Source organism: Allobosea sp. P4_E12, assembly GCF_056401655.1.
Genome location: NZ_JBFUIY010000022.1, coordinates 86,661 through 105,012 on the forward strand (window position 1 = coordinate 86,661; position 18,352 = coordinate 105,012).

Consider the following 18,352-nt stretch of genomic DNA (forward strand, 5'->3'; position numbering starts at 1 on the left):
CGCGACGGCGATTTCAGGCGGTCGGCAGCTCGGCAAGCACGGCGTCGAGGCCAATCCTTATCCGGCGGTACATCTCATCGAGTTCTGCCTCGGTGATGATCAGCGGCGGCGACAGCACGAGGCAGCCTTGCAGCGGGCGCAGGACTACACCTGCGGCCAGCGCCGCGTCGTAGATCTGAGTTGCGATGCCGCCCGGTACCAGCGAGGGCGCGGCATCCGCACCACTCCCGGAGCCCGGCAGTGCGACCTGAATGGCCCCGGCGAGGCCGAGGGCCCGGGTGGACGTAACGAGAGGGTGATCTTCAAGCGCCGCGAGCCCCTTGGCGAAGACGGGCGCGACGGAGCCGATATGCCCGAGAATGTCGCGCCGCTCGAAGATGTCGAGAACCTTAAGCGCAACGGCCGCAGCGACCGGATGAGCGCCATAGGTCGATCCGTGGTTGAAGATGCCCGCTGTTTCCGAACCGGCCTCCAACTCGTTGTAAAATTCGTCCGACATCACCACGGCCGAGATCGGCTGATAGGCACCGGAAAGCTGCTTGGCCGTGCTGAGGCAGTCGGGCTGGAAATCGAAGTTCTGGCAGCCCCACATCGTGCCGGTACGGCCGAAACCGGTCACGACCTCGTCGGAATACATCCGGATGCCGTAGTCACCGAGCAGAGCCTTGATCTTGGGGAAATAGCCGCGCGGCGGCGGGAACATGCCTGCCGAGACCGAGAGCGGTTCGGCGATGAAGGCCGCGACGGTCTCGGGCCCCGCCGCCTCGATGGCGTCGCGGATCTCAACGACGAGGCGATCCGCATATTGGTCTTCCGTCTCACCGGGCAGTGCGCCGCGCGGCCAAGTCGGGTGCGTGACGTGGATTACGTCGTCGGTGGGAACGCCGAAGGCCTCCTGCACCGCGGCGCCGCCGCCAAGTGCCGTCGTAAAGATAGTGCCGCCATGATAGCTCGCGCGACGCGAGATGACTTTGCGCCGCTTGGGCTCGCCGGCCACGCGATTGGCGTACCAAGTGAACTTGACGAGCTGGTCGTTTGCCTCTGATCCCGTCGTGGCGAACATGACATGGGCGTTCGGAATAGGCGCTGCGCGCGTCAGGCGCTCGGCGAGCTGCATCACGACGGGAACGGTCCTGTGGATGCCTGACGGGTACATCGGCAGCGCACGGAGCTGAGCGATAGCGGCCTCGATCAGCTCTTCGTCGCTGAAACCCAAGCCCACGCAATAGAAGGTCGAGACGGCCTCGATATAGTCCTTGCCATCCTCGTCATAGGTGAAAACGCCCTTGCCATTCGTAAAGACCAGCGGCCGTTCCTCGCGCAGTTTTTTGAGGTTCGAGAAGGGCAGCAGCAGCATGTCGGAGTGATGATTGGAAAGGCGTGCGGCGATGTTCATGACATGCAGCTTCCTGTGATCACAGTTGACAATCGAGGACTATATGGCAATGACGATCCGCGTCAATCTCGCTCAAGATGATAAAGTATGCGGTGATTGGGCATGAAATGTGCAGCGTCCGTCTATGCTCTCGAGTGTGCATATGCATGCTGTGATCACGCCGTTGAAGCAAGAATGGGGTGATTTCCGTGGCCGCTCGCCTGCCGCATTCCCAGGTTGAGACGTCTCCGGAGCCCGAGCAGGCGAGCGGGTACATGATCGAGCGCGATGGCGCAAAGAACGCCAACACGCTCTCGATCCAGGTCTATGAGGGCTTGCGGCAGAGATTGCTCTCGGGTGGACTCTATCCCGGCGCCAAACTCTCGCTGCGGTCGCTTGCGACCGGCTTCGGCACCAGCATGCAACCCGTTCGCGATGCAGTGTCTTCGCTGGTGGCCGAGGAGGCGCTCGAGATAACGCCGGCGCGCGGGATCCAGGTCCCGGCGCTCGACCGGACCGTCTGCGACGACATCTGGCTGCTGCGCTCACTGACCGAGGGCGAGGCGGCGGCGCGTTTCGCCCAGCGCGCGCAAGAGGCGGATTTCCAGGCGTTGCAGGGGCTGACCGAGGCTGTACGCAGCGCCTACCGCGGGGGAAGTGTGGGCGAGCACATGCTCGCTTTCCACGATTGGTCCTTTTTCATCGCCGAGCGCTGCGGTTCGGCGATGCTGGCGGCGCTGATCCGGCGGCTGCGCGTCCGCAATGCGCCGATCATCGCGTTCTGCCTCAGCGTGAAAGTCCACGAGGAGCCCGACTTCATGGAGTTCTCGACGCATGTCATGGAAGAACTGGCGCTGGCGGTCCATACGCGCGATCCCGGTCGCATCCGCGACCTGCGCCGCGTCGATATCCTGACCTATCAGCGCTACCTGTACGCCCGCCTCGGCTGGACGCTGTAGCAAACGAGTTCCGAACCGGATCGAACCTATTCCTATTTGCCGGTCCACGTCGCCGCAAGCCTCGCCGCCGCGGCAAGTCCTCCGTGACGAACTCGGTCCGCTCGGCAAGGGGTGCCTGATACGCGTCTGTGGTCCGATTGCCCTCAACAACGCCTTCGATGCGGGGAGGCACGGACAGATCAGCGGCGCTCAGGCCCGACTTCTCGTCGAACTCTGCGCGAGAGAGGGGAGGTCTCGATCGGTATCGCGGAAGTAGCTTCTGATGGGGCCAATTCCCCGTCTATAAGTGGCGCCTGATTATCGAGCTTTGGGCCGAACCAAGCGAACAACAGGTCCAGAAAATTGACATTGCGACAAGCCAGATTCGATGCGCGAATTTCCCGTTGGCCAGACGGGTTCTCTCGTTGTGAGAAGAACTGAATTGGCAGCCGCCAGGACTCAGGCGAAGCACTGACCGGCATGCGAGGGCCGGCCGCGGTTCGAAGCAAAACCACGGACATGGCGCATGACCTCGCTCGCCAGGTTCGCGAGCAGGCCATATTCGTTGAGCGGGATCCGCTGAAAGCTTCTCCACAGCTCAAGTCGGCGCATAGCTCTGTTGATGATACTCACCGAATGCGCTTTGATATCCCGTACGCAATGACGGGGCTGACATGAAGATCGGCGATCGTTTGAGAGAACTCCGCCAGAGCCGAAAGTTGACCGTCCGAGCCGTCGCCTTGCGCTCGGGCGTCTCCCACTCCTCGATCTCGCTGATCGAGCGGGATTTGATCAGCCCCTCCCTCAACACGCTGCATGCGGTCCTCGACGCACTAGGGACGACCCTCTCGGGGTTCTTTCTCGATTTTCATGCGGTTTCGCCGCCGGATCCGTTTTGCCGCGCAGCGGATATGGCTGAAATCGGCCGGGCGGATGCCATTTCCTATCGCGTGATCGGAGCAGGTTACCCTAACCGCTTAATGCTGATGCTCCATGAAACCTATCCTCGGGGAGCCGATACCGGCGAAGCCTTCGTTCATTCGGCCCAGGAAGGCGGCCTCGTCATCCGCGGCGCGGTTGAGGTCACGGTGTCGGGCCGGACAGCGCTTCTGCAGCCAGGCGATGGTTATTATTTCGATAGCCGCGAGCCGCATCGTTTCCGCAACGCCGCGGACGAGCCGAGCGAGATCGTGAGCGCCATCACGCCCCCAACATATTAGACGTGTTCCTGAAAGGCGTTTACCAGAGAAGCACTCCGGACCTGATGGAAATATCGTCGATCGTGGGAGCAATACCCGAGCGTGATGATGACCCAGACGAGAGTGTTCAGGTGTCTGTGGCGGCGTTTGTCTGCAGGGCGGGCGGGCATGATCCAGCGCGCCCTCAGCTACCGGTTCTGTTGCAAACTCTTCAGTTACGGAGGTTAGGGCATCACCTTCCAGCCATTGGCGGGGGGATTCCAGATGTTCAAGGGCCGTCATTTCGACCGATCGGTGATCCTGCTGTGTGTTCGCTGGTATCTGGCCTACGGCCTGAGCCTGCGCGACCTGAAGGAGATGATGGCCGAGCGCGGCATCAGCATTGACCATTTCACGATCCACCGCTGGGTCGTCTACTTCTCGCCATTGCTGCTTGAGCGCTTCAACCKGCGCAAACGCGCCGTGACCGCCAAGTGGCATGCGGACGAGACGTACATCAAGGTCCGCGGACGGTGGATGTATCTYTATCGCGCCATCGACAGCGTTGGCGACACGGTCGAGTTYTGGTTCAGCGAACATCGGGATCTGTCGGCGGCCAAGCGGTTCTTCCGCARAGCGCTTGAACGCCACGGCCGGCCCGAGCGCATCGTCATTGACGGCAGCCAGACYAACCGGGAAGCCATCGTCTCATGTGATGCGACAAGCCGTCTTCAAGATCGSTCACGCCGCMAGCTGAAGCCGATCCGAATCCGGCAAAGCCAATACCTGAACAATCGGATCGAGCAGGATCATCGGCGGATCAAACGGCGAATCCGATCGATGCTTGGCTTCACATCATTCAAAAGCGCCGCTGCAACCCTGGCCGGTATCGAGATGGTTCACATGATGCGCAAGCGACAGGCCAGATACGCCTACAATCCAAATCCGTCCATCGCAGCGCAGTTTGAGATTATCGCAGCGGCGTGAAAGGGCACGAACCACCAAATTCTATGGCGCCGCGGGAATTTGCAACAGAACCGTTCGTGCGAGCCTATCCCCGCGAGAGCCAGGAGATGGTCTTCGACGCCCACGACCGGGGTTTCGCCTTCTTCAAGGGTGCCTGCACGCGCGGCATCTACGACAACATGAAGACGGCGGTGGAGACCATCTTCGTCGGCAAGGAGCGCGCCTATAACCGGCGCTTCCTGCAGATGTGCAGTCACTACCTGGTCGATCCCGTCGCCTGCACGCCGGCCTCGGGCTGGGAGAAGGGTCAGGTCGAGAACCAGGTCGGCCTCGTGCGCGAGCGCTTCTTCGCGCCCCGGCTCAGGGTCAAGAACTATGACGAGCTGAATGCCTGGCTGATGGATCAGGTGCTCAGCTATGCCAAGGCGCATCGCCATCCCGAGCGCCGCGACGTGACGATCTGGGAGGCATTCGAAGCCGAACGGCCAAGCCTCGTGCCTTATGCCGGCAGCTTCGACGGCTTCCATGCGCTGCCGGCCGCGGTGTCGAAGACCTGCTTGGTCCGCTTCGACAACAACAAGTACTCGGTCGCGGCGAGCGCGATCGGCCGACCCGTCGAGATCCGCGCCTATGCCGATCGCGTCGAACTCCGCCAGGACGGGCGCATCGTCGGCGAGCACGCCCGCTGCTACGGCCGCGATCAGACGACCTTCGATCCCTGGCACTATGTGCCGGTGCTGGCCCGCAAGCCGGGCGCTCTGCGCAACGGAGCACCCTTCAAGGATTGGGTTCTTCCGGCCGCGCTGGATCGGGTGCGCCGGAAGCTGGCGGCGGCGCAGGATGGTGACCGGCAGATGGTCGATATCCTGACCACGGTGCTGAGCGATGGCTTGCCGGCGGTCGAAGCCGCCTGCGCCGAGGCGCTGAAGCAAGGCGTGCATTCGGCTGACGTCATTCTCAACATCCTGGCCCGGCGCCGGGAACCGGCTGCTGCGATCACCATCATGACGCCCGCTGCCCTGCGCCTGCGCCATGAGCCTGCCGCCGATTGTGCCCGGTACGACAGCCTCAGGAGGGCCGTGTGATGGAACGCTCGGAGATTCTCGCCACCATGGGCGAGCTCAAGCTCTACGGCATGAAGGCCGCCTTCGACGAGATCATCACGACAGCGGTGAAGCGCCAGCACGAACCCCAGCGCATCGTCGGCGATCTGCTATCGGCGGAGATTGCCGAGAAGCAGGCGCGCTCGATCAAGTACCAGATCACCATCGCCAAGCTGCCCCTCGCCAAGGATGTCGGCGACTTCGTCTTCGACGGCACTCCGCTCAACGAGACGCTCGTCCACGACCTGGCTGGCGGCAACTTCATCGCCCATCAGCGCAATGTCGTCCTCGTGGGCGGCACCGGGACCGGCAAGACCCATCTCGCCATTGCGATCGCCCGGGCGTGCATCCGCGCCGGCGCGCGCGGACGCTTCTTTAACGTCGTTGATCTCGTCAACAAGCTCGAGGCCGAGGCCCGCGCCGGCAGGCAGGGCCGCATGGCCGACTATCTCTCGCGCATGGACTTCATCGTCCTCGACGAACTCGGCTATCTGCCCTTCGCCCAGTCCGGCGGCCAGTTGCTGTTCCACCTGATCAGCAGGCTCTACGAACAGAGCTCCGTCATCGTCACAACCAACCTCGCCTTCGGCGAATGGCCTTCCGTCTTCGGCGACGCCAAAATGACGACCGCGCTCCTCGACCGGCTGACCCACCACTGCGATATCGTCGAGACCGGCAACGAGAGCTGGCGCTTCAAAAACAGGCTCTGAGCCAAGCGCTCTTGCGACCCGGAGCCGGCGCGGCTGCGCAACCCCGACCAGCTGCACCGCGCCGCCTCCTGACCGCCTCAGCTCATCAAGGGGTCAATATTGGACGCCGATCGGGGGGCAACATTGCGCGCCGTTTGACATCCGAAAATTTCGGTGACGCGTTGAAGGCGCGGTCCTTCGGCTCCTGGGCTCGCCGGGACATTGCCCATTACCAGACGTTCCGAAAGTCGCGGGCGGGTGGCTTGCTGACGTTCCTCCATGCCGATCGAAGAAGGTTGGGTCGCGCCAGAAGCGGAAGTTGGCGTGTTGCCCAGAATGGGCGGCGCTGGACGACGGTGCCCCAGTCCATCGTCTGCACATCGACATTCAGGCCGGAGATGACACTCGACACCTCACCAAAGGCGGACGCCGACGGAGATCTTTCAAGCGGCGCCGAACGGACGCAAGCCGCATTTGCGCCAAGCACGCTCAGGCCCGCGTGGCCTTTGCAGCGCTCAACGGGAAGAGCGCGATGAGCGACGCGCGACCTCAGACGGTGTCTCGCCGAAACGGCGGCGAAAGGCGGCGGCGAAGCGCGCCGAATTGGTGAAACCGTAGCGGCGTGCGACCGCGATCACCGAGACGCCGGATACGCCAAGAGTGAGCTCGTCACGCGCAAGCTCAAGCCGGATGGCGTGCAGCACGCCAAGGGGCGTATTGCCGCGGAAATGCTTGAACACCGCCGTCAGGGTTCGCGAGCTGCAGCCGGCGGCCGCGGCGACATGCGACATCCGGATCGGCTGCTCACCATGAGCGCGCATGAAATCCTCCGCTCGCCGAACATAGGCGGGAATTGCCGCATCGGCTGGGCGGTCTAACCTATTGGTGTAGTTGTGCGCGGCGCCGCGCAGGACCAGCGAGATGAGAAAGTCGGTCAGAGACGCCATGGCGACCGCGCTGGTGGTAACGCCGTCCTCCCGCTGAAACTCCTGCATGACGAAATCGAGCTGGTGCTTCAGGCTAGAACCCAGCCCTCTCGTCCAATCGAGGCTGGGCTCGAATTCGAGGGGCGCGCGCAATTGCTCATCCAGCATGTGCTCAAGCGCACTTTCTACATCCAATACCTTGAGAAAGATGTTCGTGCGCGCATTGTGGTCGCTCATCGAGAGGCGTACGCTTGGACCGGGCCTCCAGGCGAGCCCGGACCGAACTGTGGCCGTCGCAGACTTTCCCTGATGCTCCAGGGTCGTCTGGCCCGCCAGCATCGTCGTTAAGCAGAACAGCCCCCCCTCGTCGCCATCGACGAAAGTGTCGGTAGCGAAGCTGCTGTCGGCGTAACTTGCCAGGATCGAGCCAGCGCCGCGCGTCGCGATCGTGAAGATCGGCCGTTCGAAACGCAGCCGCCACAGTGAGCGATCCCGCAATTGATAGGCGAAGATCCGGCTTGACTGAGCGGCCCGTTCCGTGACGCGAAACGTGCCGCAAAAAAGCTCGGGATTGCTCGCCCGAACAACATCGAATCCCGCCGGCAGGGCAGAAGCAGGAACGGCCATGGTCATCCCCCCGCCGGCCTTGGCTGCCCGGCGTCGACCACCTTAGACGAATTCGGCAGCGGGTCGACAAATTCGGCGATGAAAACCGTGTCGTCACCGAAAACCCTATCGCCCGAGCTGCAGAATATGGAACGTCAGCGAAATACAAGCCAGTGACGGTGGGCTCAGGGGCGACAAACGCGGGGAGACCGGATCGGCCATGACCGGCGTTGAGCCTCGTCTCCGGCGCCAAGCTGTTCCGCGGAAGACAAGCACGCAGACATTTCTTCCATTCGGCATGACCTATCTGGCGTTCTCGGCCAGCCCGGGTCCGAGCAAGATGACCATCATGTCCAGTACGATGCCAGGCGGCGCGGCCCCCCGCCGTAACCGAGGGGGCGACCGCGCAATCCGGGCCAGCTACGTCGCCCGCGCCGGCGCCAAGGCCAACCGTCCACGAACAACCGCCCTGGACCAATCGACGGGGGCGGATCGATGAGCGCGAGGCGATACTGCCGTTGGCTCCGGGTTGCGCTGCATGCAGGCATCCTGCTCTTCTCCGTCACCGCGGTTTTGACTGTTGGTTCGGCACCTGCGGCAGCCGAGGCCGGCACCGGCGGCGTTGCTAACAACATCACAGATAATCCCGCGTACCCGTTCGTTATTTCCGGCGGCAAGGGCGGCGACGGAGGCGCAGCCGGCCAAGCCGGTAGCGCGGGCTCCGCCGGCGAGGAAAACAGCCTGAGCCCCGGTGGCCTGGGTGGCGCCGGTGGCGCTGCTGGCGCCGCGGGCGCCTCTGCTGGGGTCATCAACGAGAATGTCGGAGGCGGTGGTGGTGGCGGCGGCGGCGGCGGTAGTATCGGTCAAGTCAGCGCGGGCTCTGTGACGATCAGCACACCGGTGTCCGCGGGATCCGGCGGCAATGGCGGGAATGGCGCTCCGGTGATGCCTTCTCCCGGCCCAGTAGCGATCGCCGCGGGGGGGAGTGGTGGCGGCGGCGGCGAAGGCGGCACTGCACTTCTGGTCACCGGCGGCGGCGCGGTCCTCACCAACACCTCGTCCATCACTGGCGGTAACGGCGGCGTCGGCGGCAATGGCATATCTGGGGGGGTCGGCGGCAATGGCGGTGATGGTGGGGGCGGCATCGCGTTCGCGGTGCCGGGCGCGGTTCTCACCAACAGCGGCACGATTAGGGCCGGAAATGGTGGGGCGGGCGGGAGCGGCTCTGCCGGGGGGATCTATATCGGCGGTGCGATTTTCGGCCAGGTCGTTGGTGATGCCGGCCCCGCCGGGAGAAATGGGGACGGGGTTCGCGGCGCCGATCTGACTGTCATCAACAGCGGAACGATCGCCGGCCGGAATGCCATAAATTTTACAGGCGGCAACAACACGCTGACGCTTCTGCCCGGGTGGGCGCTGACCGGTAACATCAGTGTCACCGGCAGTGTGACGTTCAATCAATCTGTCGACGTCACCCTGTCCAATCCCATCGTCGGCTCGGGCGCGGTCATTCAGAGTGGATCGGGCATTCTGACGCTGAGTGGCAGCAATACCTATTCGGGCGACACAACGATCGCATCTGGCAGCGCGCTCGCGCTCAGCGGCGCCGGCAGCATCGCGGCCTCGAGCGGTGTGAACCTGACGACGGGGGCGACGTTCGCCATTTTCGGTTCGACAGGTCCGGGCGCCGCCATCAAGTCGCTGGCCGGTACCGGAGGAATCGTCGCACTCGGCACTAACACGCTGACTCTGTCGAATGCCTCAGGCTCTTTTGGCGGCAACATCCACGGCACCGGCGGGCTGACGCTGACGGCCGGCACCGAAATCCTGACCGGGACCAGCAATAATTATTCGGGTGCGACCACCATCAATGGCGGCAGCCTGGTCGGCGGTGCCGCAAATGCCTTCAGCGCGGCCAGTGCGACGAGGATCAACAGCGGCGGCACGCTGAATCTCGGCGGCCACACCCAGACGATCAATTCCGTGTTGCTCGCGGGCGGCACGTTGACGAACGGGTCGCTGAGCGGTGCGGTGACGTCAACGGGCGGCGCCATCGACGGCCTCGGTGGATCAGCCACCGTGACGACGACCACCGGCACCACGACGGTTTCAGGCACCAACACTTATACCGGCGCCACCACCATTAACGGCGGCAGCACCCTCGCGCTCAGCGGCACCGGCAGCATCGAAGCTTCGAGCGGCGTCAACGTGGCAACGGGCGGGACGTTCAATATTTCCGGTTCGACGGCGCCTGGCGCAACCATCCAGTCGTTGGCCGGTACGGGAGGAAGCGTCGCGCTCGGCAGCAATACGCTGACGTTGTCGAATGCGTCAGGCTCCTTTGGCGGCGTGATCAACGGCGCCGGCGGACTGACGCTGACGGCCGGCACCGAAACCCTGACCGGGACCAATGGCTATACAGGCGCAACCACCATTAATGGCGGCACGCTTGCGCTGAGCGGCACCGGCGGCAGCATCGCAGCTTCGAGCGGCGTCAACCTGGCACCGGGCGGGACGTTCGACATTTCCAGTGCATATGATCCTTCCAGATCTTTCTTTGGCGCAACGATCAAGTCGCTCGCGGGCTCCGGTGGAACGGTCGTGCTCGGCTCCGTCTTTAGCATGCTGACGCTGTCGGACGCATCGGGAACATTCGGTGGTGCCATCAATGGAGCCGGCGCAGTGGTGCTGACCACCGGCACCGAAACCCTCAGCGGAATCAATGGTTACACCGGTCCGACCTTCATCGAGGACGGCACGCTTGCTCTGAACGGCATCGGCAGCATCGCAGCTTCGAACGCGGTCAGCACACGTGGGAGCGGAACCTTCGACATTTCCGCCTCGGCCGGTGGCGCGACCATCCAAACGCTGGTTGGCGACACCGGAACCGTGGCGCTCGGCAGCAACACGCTGACGATCTCCAACGCTGCCAACGCGGGCCCTTCCTCTGGCACCTTTGGCGGCGCCATCAATGGGGCCGGTGGCCTGAAGCTGACGGGCGGTACCGAAACCCTGACGGGGACTAATGGCTATACCGGCGCAACCACCATCGAAGGGGGCACCCTTGCGCTCAGTGGCGCCGGCAGCATCGCGGCATCGAGTGGCGTGAACCTGACAGCAGGCGCGTTTGACGTTTCCGCTTTGACGGGTCCGGGCGCCGCCATCAAGTCGCTGGCGGGTACAGGCGGAAATGTGACGCTCGGCACCCATACCCTGACGCTGTCGAACGCCTCCGGCACATTCGGCGGTGCGATTGCTGGAAGCGGCGGGCTGACGCTCACGGCGGGGACCGAGACCCTAGCCGCAAGCAATGGTTACACCGGCGCGACCACGATCAATGGCGGTACGCTGGCGCTGAGCGGCGCCGGCAGTATTGCGGCCTCGAGCGGCGTGAATCTGGCAGCGGGCGTGTTTGACATTTCAGCCTCGACGGGGGCGGGCGCTACCATCTGGTCGCTGGCCGGTACTGGGGGAACCGTGACCCTCGGCGCCAGGACGCTGACGCTGGCGAACGCGTCGGGCACATTTGGGGGCGCGATCACTGGAAGCGGCGGGCTGACGCTGATGGCCGGCACCGAGACCCTGACGGGGAACAGCTCGGCGTTCAGCGGCACAGTCAATGTCAATTCCGGCAGACTGCTGATAGGCGCGGGCGGCACGCTCGGCAACGGCGCGGCCACCTTCAACATCCACAACGGCGGCACGCTTGGAGGGACAGGCAGGGTCGGCGGCAACGTCGCGATCGATGCAGGCGGCATCCTGTCCGCGGGCTTCAGCCCGGGGACACTGACCATCACCGGCAATCTCGTCCAGAACATTGGATCGATCAGCAATTTCGAGCTTGGCCAGTCCGGTATCGTTGGCGGCGCAAGCAATGATCTCGTGAATGTTGGCGGTAATCTTTCGATGGCCGGCACGCTCAACCTCACACCGCCCTCAGCAGGCTGGTATCGCCTTTACAATGTCACGGGGACGATCTCCGGCTCCTACGACACCGTCAATTCCGGCGCGTTAAGCAATACGATCTACACGACGATTCCGAACCAGGTGAACGTGCTGCTGGCCGGGGCCGGTCAGGTCGTCCAATTCTGGGATGGTGCCGATGCGACCGGCAACGGGGCTGTCAACGGCGGAACCGCGACGTGGAATGCCGGTAACACGAACTGGACTTCGCTGCCCGGCGCGCAAATCAACGACCAATGGCGCGCAGGCGTCGGCATTTTAGGGGGCGTGGCGGGAACGGTCACGGTCGCAGACCCGCAGTACATTCAAGGTCTGCAATTCACGGTTGGCGGCTATACGCTGACCGGCGGGACTTTGAACATGACCGGCGATCCCTTCAGCGATCCGGCCAAGAGCTTTATCACCACCGATGCCGGCGTCACGGCGACCATCGACTCGACCATCGCCGGCGCTGGCATTGGCCTGACCAAGCAGGGCGCCGGCACGCTCGTCCTCACCGGCACCAACATTTATACCGGCGGCACCACGATCAACGCCGGCACCCTGCAGCTCGGCAATGGCGAAACCACCGGCTCGATTGCGGGCGATGTCACCAACAACGCGATCCTTGCGGTCGACCGCTCCGACACGGTGACCTTTGACAATGTTGTTTCGGGCACCGGCGCACTGCAGCAAAACGGCACCGGCACGCTCGTCCTCACCGGCACCAACACCTTTACGGGCGGCACCACCATCAACGCCGGCACCTTACAGATCGGCAATGGTGCAACCACGGGCTCGATCGTCGGCGACGTCATCAACAACAGTGTTCTTGCGGTCGACCGCTCGGACGCGCCGGTGCTATCCGGCGCCATCTCGGGTACCGGCGCACTGCGGCAAAACGGCACCGGTACGTTCGTCCTCACCGGCACCAACACGTATACCGGCGGCACCACGATCAGCGCCGGCACCTTGCAGATCGGCAACGGTGGCACCACCGGCTCGATCGTCGGTGCTGTCATCAACAACAGCATCCTTGCGATCAACCGCTCCGACGCGCTGACGCTGCCAGGTGACATCTCGGGCACCGGCGCGCTGCAGCAGAACGGAGCCGGGGTCACCACGCTGGCGGGCGCGGCAAGCTATGTCGGGGCCACGGCGGTGAATGCCGGCGCGCTGCTGGCGAATGCGGCGAACCGGTTCAGCGCCAGAAGCGCGGTCACGGTCGCGGCAGGAGCCGTCCTCGACGCCAACGGCTTCAATCAGACCATCGCCTCACTCGCCGGCGCGGGCACTGTGGCTCTCGGCGCCGGGCGACTGACGCTCGCCAATGCCGCATCCACCACATTTTCCGGTGCCGTCGCCGGCAGTGGCGGACTGACGCTCGCCGCCGGCACGCAGACTTTGTCAGGCGTCAGCACCTATACCGGCGCGACCGCCATCAATGGCGGCACGCTCATCGTCACCGGCTCGATCGCCGCGTCCTCCGGCGTCACCGTGGCAGCCGGCGCTACGGTCGGCGGCTCGGGCCGGCTGCCCTCGATGACCGTACACGGCACGCTATCCCCGGGAAATTCGCCGGGTACGCTGACGGTGAATGGCAATCTCGTGCTGGGGCCGGGCTCGCTCTATCTCGCCGAGGTGCAGGGCGCGGTTTCTGACCGGATCAACGTCACCGGCACGGCAGCACTGGCCGGCACGCTGCGGCTTGTGCCGCTCGGCGGGGCCTATCTCTTTTCCGCGTCCTACACCTTGCTCTCGGCGGCGGGTGGGCTCGGCAGCACGACCTTCGGGACCGTGGATGCGACGGGCCTCTTCGGAGACGGCGTGACGACCAACATCGGCTATACCGGCACCGAGGTCCTCCTGAGCCTTGCGCCGAAGGCGCTCGTCCCAATCGTGACGCCGTCACTGGGTGTGCCGGCGCCGCGCAATGCTGCGTCCGTCGCTTCTGGCATCGATGCCGCCGTGGCTAGGGGCGCCGACCCGTCCGCAATGTTTGCGATCTTCAACCTGCCGGCCGCCGCCATTCCCGGTGCCTTGAACCAGCTCTCGGGCGAGGTCCACACCGCTGCGCTCTCCATGGCCAACAGCGCGGCGGGCCAGTTCCTGCGCACCATGCTCGACGGTTCAGGCGCAGGCAGGCTCTCGGGCCAGCCTGGAGGTCCCGGCGGCGCCGCCGGTTTCACCGCCGACCTGCCTTCCAGGCAAGATGGTCCCGGTCGCGCGACCTTCGACCCCTCGCGCTTCTCGCTCTGGGGCGCGACCTTCGGCTTGACCGGGCGCACCGACGGCGACAAGGCCGCAGGCTCCGCCAATCGCAACCTCTCCGACGGCCATGTCGCAGTTGGAGCCGACATCAGGCTTGGCTCGAACACGGTCGCGGGTCTCGCTGTCGCGAGCGGCCAGTCGCGCGCCTCGCTCTCGGGGGGGCTCGGCAAAGCCGACGCCGATGTTTTCCAGGCCGGACTCCATGGCCGCACCACGCTCGGCAGCGTCAACCTCGCGGCGGCGCTGGCCTATGGCCGGCTCGAGACCGATACGAGGCGCGCGATCCCGGCGCTCGGCCTGACCGGCGTGACATCCTCCTACACCACGCAGGCTTGGAGCGGCCGAATCGAGGCGAGCCTGCCGGTCATCATCTGGAGCGACATCACGCTCTCGCCGTTCGCCGCCTTCCAGGCCGTGCGCGCGAGCAGGCCGGCCGCCCTCGAGCGCGACGGGACTGGCGTGACCGCCGGCACCCTGGCGCCGGCGCGGCGATCCGACATCACCAGCCGCAGCGAACTCGGCCTGCAGCTCGATGCCAACCTGATCGCCGGCGCGACGCCGGTCACCGGCTTCGTGCGCGCCTCCTGGGCGCAGTATTACCAGCGCGACGCGGATCTCACGGCCTCGATCAACGGCCTGCCCGGCGCCAGTTTTGGCGTCACGGGCGCAAGGCCCGACCGCAACGCAGCCCTGCTCGCGATGGGAGCCAACATCAAGCTCAGCCCCAGCGTGAGCCTCGGAATGCGCGTCGACTCCGAGTTCGCGGCAAACACGCGCAGCATTGGCGGTACTGCCCAGTTGCTCGTCAGCTTCTGAGCCAGGCGCCAGCGTTTGGACCGCTGCCGGCTGGCATCATGCCGGTGGGAGCATAGCCCGCCTTCGCGGCTCGGCTTCGCAGGGCGCTCCACGGGCTGACCTGCCTGAACCCAGACATTCCACATGTCGGGAATGGGCCACTTTTGCTCGTCGACTAGTGCGCCAACCAAGACTGCCCGAAAGCAGACACCCTGGATGTCGGGAACGGGCCAGCTCCGGAAGCTCAGGTTCCCAGAAATGAACGTGCTCATCGCTGCTCGCCCGGCCATTGAGAGCGGTAGATTGGTCGTCGCAACTGTCGGAGTTCCGCTCGCGAAGCCGATAGACGGGACGCCGGGAGGGGCGCGGGCACCGGGCAATCAACAATAGTCCGACAGGAGGCCACTCGATTTTCGAACGAGCTTTGCCGAAGGCGCCCTTGCAGAGGGCGGACTGGATTGCCAGCTGGCAGGAAAACCGAGCTTCTCGGCCTGTTTGAAAACGAAGTGACGCCCGGCAGGGCCGGGCGTCAAAAATCATATTGCGGAACTTCTCCTACAATCGCGGCAACACTATGCCTCGTTTTTCATTAACCTCGCTCTTCGGGCGATTGGGCATTCGTTCGTCTTCCCCCACGTGTCGCCTGTTGAACAGGCGCCGATCCGCGCCAGTGACAGATTGAATGCCCCGCGGTGACAAAATACGCATGATGGTGACAGGCGCTGTGCGCCTTGAGAGATCGCCTTGGCGCTTGGGCAAATAGAGATCGCCCGCCAGGGTGATGCCGTATCGGTTCTTGAAGGTGACCTTCCGATGATCGACCTTCTCGCTCTTCGGGAAAGTCTTGTCCCAGTCCGCTGTCATGCCTTGAGCCTTTGCTTTGGAGAGGTTGAAGAGTGATGCGGCTGCCAAGGCTGCGACGCCCGCACCGGTCAGCTTCATCAAGTCGCGACGGTCCAGGCGTGCGGACGACGCTGTGATCGTGTTGGAGGTGTCCATCGTTATCTCCCCGTTCTCTGTGACTATTCGGGCTTCAGCAGACGTTTTCCGTTGCCGATCAGCGCGATGCCGATGGCGGCCAGGGCGACGCTCCCCAGGAAGGTCGCGAAGATCGACAGACCATCGAGCAGCATCCCGCCGACCACGGCCCCGAGCAGGATCGAGGCTTGGATCGCGGCCACCATCAGGCTTCCGGCGGCCTCCGGCGCATCGTCGACGTTCTGCGACATCCAGGTCATCCAGATCACCGACATGGCGGTGTTCATCGCACCCCAGAGAGCCAGGAAGAGGCCCACTGCGGCGACCGAGCCGCCGAGCAGCAGGAGACCAATCGTGCAGCCGCCCATCAGCAGCGCGGGCAGCTTCAGGAGAGGAGCGACGCTGCCATGCAGGAAGCGGCCGGAGCCCCAGGTTCCAACGAAGCCAGCGCAGCCGAGCACCAGCAGCAGGATCGACAGCGTCGTCACGTCGGCTCCCGTCACCTGTTCGAGGAACGGGCGCAGGTAGGTGAACATCGTGAAGGCCGAGCCCCAGGACAGCATCGACGCGATCAGGCCGCGCAGGAAATACGGGCGCTTCAGCAGGCCGAACATGGTCCGGAAATCCTGCGGCTGGCGCGCGGGCAGCGACGGCAGGGCGATCACATGCCAGACGAGGTTGACGGCGACGATCGGCGTCAGCGCCCAGAACACCGCGCGCCAGCCGAACAGACCGCCGAGATAGCTGCCGACGGGCGCGGCGAAGGCTGCCGCGATCGCTTGCCCGCCATACATCAGGGCCAGCGCGCGAGGCACCTCGCTATCGGGAACCAGGCGCATGATCACGGCCGTCGCGAGCGCCCAGAAGCCACCGATGCAGATCCCGAGCAGGGCGCGACCGAGCATCAGCACCGCGAAGTTCGGGGCGGCCGCGACCAGGACCAGCGAGACCAGCATGAAGGCCGTCATCGCGACCAGGACCCATTTCCGGTTCAGCGTCCCGGCGGCCGTGGTGATGACCATGCTCGCCGCCACCGCGAAGAGACCGCTGATCGAGATCGCTTGACCCGTCTGGCCCTCGGTCGCGCGCAACCCCTCGGCCATCGGCGTCAGCAGGCTGACCGGCATGAACTCGGAAGCGATCAGCATCGCCACGCAAAGCGCCATCGAGAGGACGGCGCCCCAGGCGGCGGTCGGCTTGGTTCCTTCCTCCGATACGGCGGTAGCCGCCATGTTGGGTCGCTCCTGCATCTGTTGATGCCGTGCAAAATAGTGGTTCAGGCTCGGAACGATTACCCGCCGAAATTGGAATGCACTGATCGATGTGATCGATTAATCTCGGCGGGCAGACACCGAGGGTTCTCATGGACAAGACCGATCTCAACCAGCTCCGGTGGTTTCAGATCGTGGCCGAGGAGCACAGCTTCACCCGGGCGGCGGCGAAGATCGGCGTCGCGCAATCGACTCTCAGCTACGCGATCAAGCAGCTCGAAGATCGCATGGGCGTTCGCCTTCTGACCCGGACCACGCGCAATGTCGCGACCACGACCGCGGGCGAGCGCCTGCTCCAGACGATCACGCCGCGGATCGCGGAGATCGAGGACGAGATCGCGGCGCTGACGGCGTTGCGCGACAAGCCGTCGGGCTCGGTCAGGCTGACACTATCCGACCATGCGCTTGAAAGCGTGGTCTGGCCGAAGCTCAGGCCGGTCCTGCGGGATTATCCCGACATCAATGTCGAACTGATCCTCGACAGCACCTTCCGCAACATCGTCGAGGAGGGTTTCGACGCAGGGGTCCGTCTGGGTGAGAGCGTCGAGAAGGACATGATCGCGGTCCGCATCGGCCCGGACTGGCGGCTGGTAGCGGTCGCTTCGCCCGGATATCTCGCTGCGCACGGAGTGCCGGACCATCCTCAGGACCTAGTCGGGCATGTCTGCATCAACATGCGCCACGAAACAGCCGGCGGGCTTTATGCTTGGGAGTTCGAAAAAGCCGGAAAGGAATTGCGTGTCCGGGTGAGCGGCCAGCTCACCTTCAACAACTCCTACGCCATGATCGATGCGGCGGTGAACGGCTATGGCATCGCCTACGTCCCCGACGACATAGTGGAGCGGCAGATCGCGTCGGGCGAACTGGTCCTGGTGCTGGACGACTGGTCGCCCTTTTTCGACGGCTATTTCCTTTACTATCCCAGCCGCCGCCAGAACCTTCCCGCCTTCAAGGTCGTTGTCGACGCTTTGCGCTACCGAAGCCAGGCAGGATCAGGACGGTCTTCTGGCCTGGGCTGAAAGTCCGCTTTCCGGCAGGCCTCGAATGTCCGGAGTTGGCGCATCCGGACCGGTGCATTGGCACATGTAAGAGGTCGGCTTCCCACCGAGGCCGTGTGCAAACGCGCTATTGGGATGCCTGAGGTGTGCGCCGCGTCGTCTGCGGGTGAAGTTGGACGAGAGTCGCGGCGACCCTTTCAGGTCCGCATCGCCAGAATGAGCGGCCCAGCGCCAAGGATGGCGATCACTCTCTTCAGATTGTAGGCCAGGACGTGGAGGCTCATCTCCGTACTGACGTTTTTGAGGGACTTGGTCT

Annotated in this window: 10 protein-coding genes and 1 pseudogene; 7 read left to right on the forward strand and 4 right to left on the reverse strand. The window is 64.3% G+C overall.

All coding sequences use genetic code 11. The annotated features are described in order from the left end of the window. Positions 1–13: 13 nt before the first annotated feature. The gene (locus AC1DW9_RS24975) at positions 14–1,396 is read right to left on the reverse strand and encodes an aminotransferase class III-fold pyridoxal phosphate-dependent enzyme (RefSeq protein WP_441509057.1); all 1,383 of its coding nucleotides are present in this window, start codon (positions 1,394–1,396) and stop codon (positions 14–16) included. Positions 1,397–1,584: 188 nt separating this feature from the next. Here AC1DW9_RS24975 and AC1DW9_RS24980 point away from each other — a divergent pair, with 188 nt between their 5' ends. The 5 genes and pseudogenes from AC1DW9_RS24980 (at position 1,585) to istB (ending at position 6,270) form a co-directional block, all read left to right on the forward strand. Further along, on the forward strand, positions 1,585–2,334 hold the full coding sequence (locus tag AC1DW9_RS24980) for a GntR family transcriptional regulator (protein WP_441509056.1): 750 nt from the start codon (positions 1,585–1,587) through the stop codon (positions 2,332–2,334). 653 nt (positions 2,335–2,987) lie between these two features. After that, positions 2,988–3,533: a cupin domain-containing protein gene (locus AC1DW9_RS24985; RefSeq protein WP_441509055.1), complete on the forward strand. Its 546-nt coding sequence runs from the start codon at positions 2,988–2,990 to the stop codon at positions 3,531–3,533. A gap of 243 nt (positions 3,534–3,776) precedes the next feature. Beyond that, on the forward strand, positions 3,777–4,478 hold the full coding sequence (locus tag AC1DW9_RS24990; protein WP_476855206.1) for an IS6 family transposase: 702 nt from the start codon (positions 3,777–3,779) through the stop codon (positions 4,476–4,478). 53 nt (positions 4,479–4,531) lie between these two features. Further along, positions 4,532–5,542, forward strand: a pseudogene (locus AC1DW9_RS24995) (IS21/IS408/IS1162 family transposase); the annotation flags it as partial. Further along, complete coding sequence (gene istB, locus AC1DW9_RS25000) at positions 5,542–6,270, forward strand: IS21-like element helper ATPase IstB (RefSeq protein WP_054211923.1); 729 nt, start codon at positions 5,542–5,544, stop codon at positions 6,268–6,270. The pseudogene AC1DW9_RS24995 and the gene istB, both read left to right, overlap by 1 nt. 494 nt (positions 6,271–6,764) lie before the next feature. On the opposite strand, the gene AC1DW9_RS25005 is transcribed toward istB, so the two are convergent. Beyond that, the gene (locus AC1DW9_RS25005; protein ID WP_476855207.1) at positions 6,765–7,808 is read right to left on the reverse strand and encodes an AraC family transcriptional regulator; all 1,044 of its coding nucleotides are present in this window, start codon (positions 7,806–7,808) and stop codon (positions 6,765–6,767) included. A 468-nt stretch (positions 7,809–8,276) separates the two neighbouring features. Between AC1DW9_RS25005 and AC1DW9_RS25010 the strand changes: the two genes are divergently transcribed. Next, on the forward strand, positions 8,277–14,810 hold the full coding sequence (locus AC1DW9_RS25010) for an autotransporter-associated beta strand repeat-containing protein (protein ID WP_476777098.1): 6,534 nt from the start codon (positions 8,277–8,279) through the stop codon (positions 14,808–14,810). A gap of 534 nt (positions 14,811–15,344) precedes the next feature. Here AC1DW9_RS25010 and AC1DW9_RS25015 read toward each other — a convergent pair. Continuing rightward, a complete protein-coding gene (locus AC1DW9_RS25015; RefSeq protein ID WP_441508970.1) occupies positions 15,345–15,788 on the reverse strand; it encodes a twin-arginine translocation signal domain-containing protein in 444 nt (147 codons plus the stop codon). A gap of 23 nt (positions 15,789–15,811) precedes the next feature. Then, positions 15,812–16,999: an MFS transporter gene (locus tag AC1DW9_RS25020; RefSeq protein WP_441508971.1), complete on the reverse strand. Its 1,188-nt coding sequence runs from the start codon at positions 16,997–16,999 to the stop codon at positions 15,812–15,814. Between the two features lie 131 nt (positions 17,000–17,130). On the opposite strand from AC1DW9_RS25020, the gene AC1DW9_RS25025 reads away from it, so the two are divergent. Next, positions 17,131–18,057, forward strand: a complete 927-nt coding sequence (locus AC1DW9_RS25025) for a LysR family transcriptional regulator (protein ID WP_441508972.1) — start codon at positions 17,131–17,133, stop codon at positions 18,055–18,057. Positions 18,058–18,352 lie beyond the last annotated feature (295 nt).

Coding starts and splice junctions, on each gene's coding strand:
- AC1DW9_RS24975 (WP_441509057.1), bottom strand. CDS start 1,396: ATGAACATCGCCGCACGCCTTTCCAATCATCACTCCGACATGCTGCTG.
- AC1DW9_RS24985 (WP_441509055.1), top strand. CDS start 2,988: ATGAAGATCGGCGATCGTTTGAGAGAACTCCGCCAGAGCCGAAAGTTG.
- istB (WP_054211923.1), top strand. CDS start 5,542: ATGGAACGCTCGGAGATTCTCGCCACCATGGGCGAGCTCAAGCTCTAC.
- AC1DW9_RS25005 (WP_476855207.1), bottom strand. CDS start 7,808: ATGACCATGGCCGTTCCTGCTTCTGCCCTGCCGGCGGGATTCGATGTT.
- AC1DW9_RS25010 (WP_476777098.1), top strand. CDS start 8,277: ATGAGCGCGAGGCGATACTGCCGTTGGCTCCGGGTTGCGCTGCATGCA.
- AC1DW9_RS25015 (WP_441508970.1), bottom strand. CDS start 15,788: ATGGACACCTCCAACACGATCACAGCGTCGTCCGCACGCCTGGACCGT.
- AC1DW9_RS25020 (WP_441508971.1), bottom strand. CDS start 16,999: ATGGCGGCTACCGCCGTATCGGAGGAAGGAACCAAGCCGACCGCCGCC.
- AC1DW9_RS25025 (WP_441508972.1), top strand. CDS start 17,131: ATGGACAAGACCGATCTCAACCAGCTCCGGTGGTTTCAGATCGTGGCC.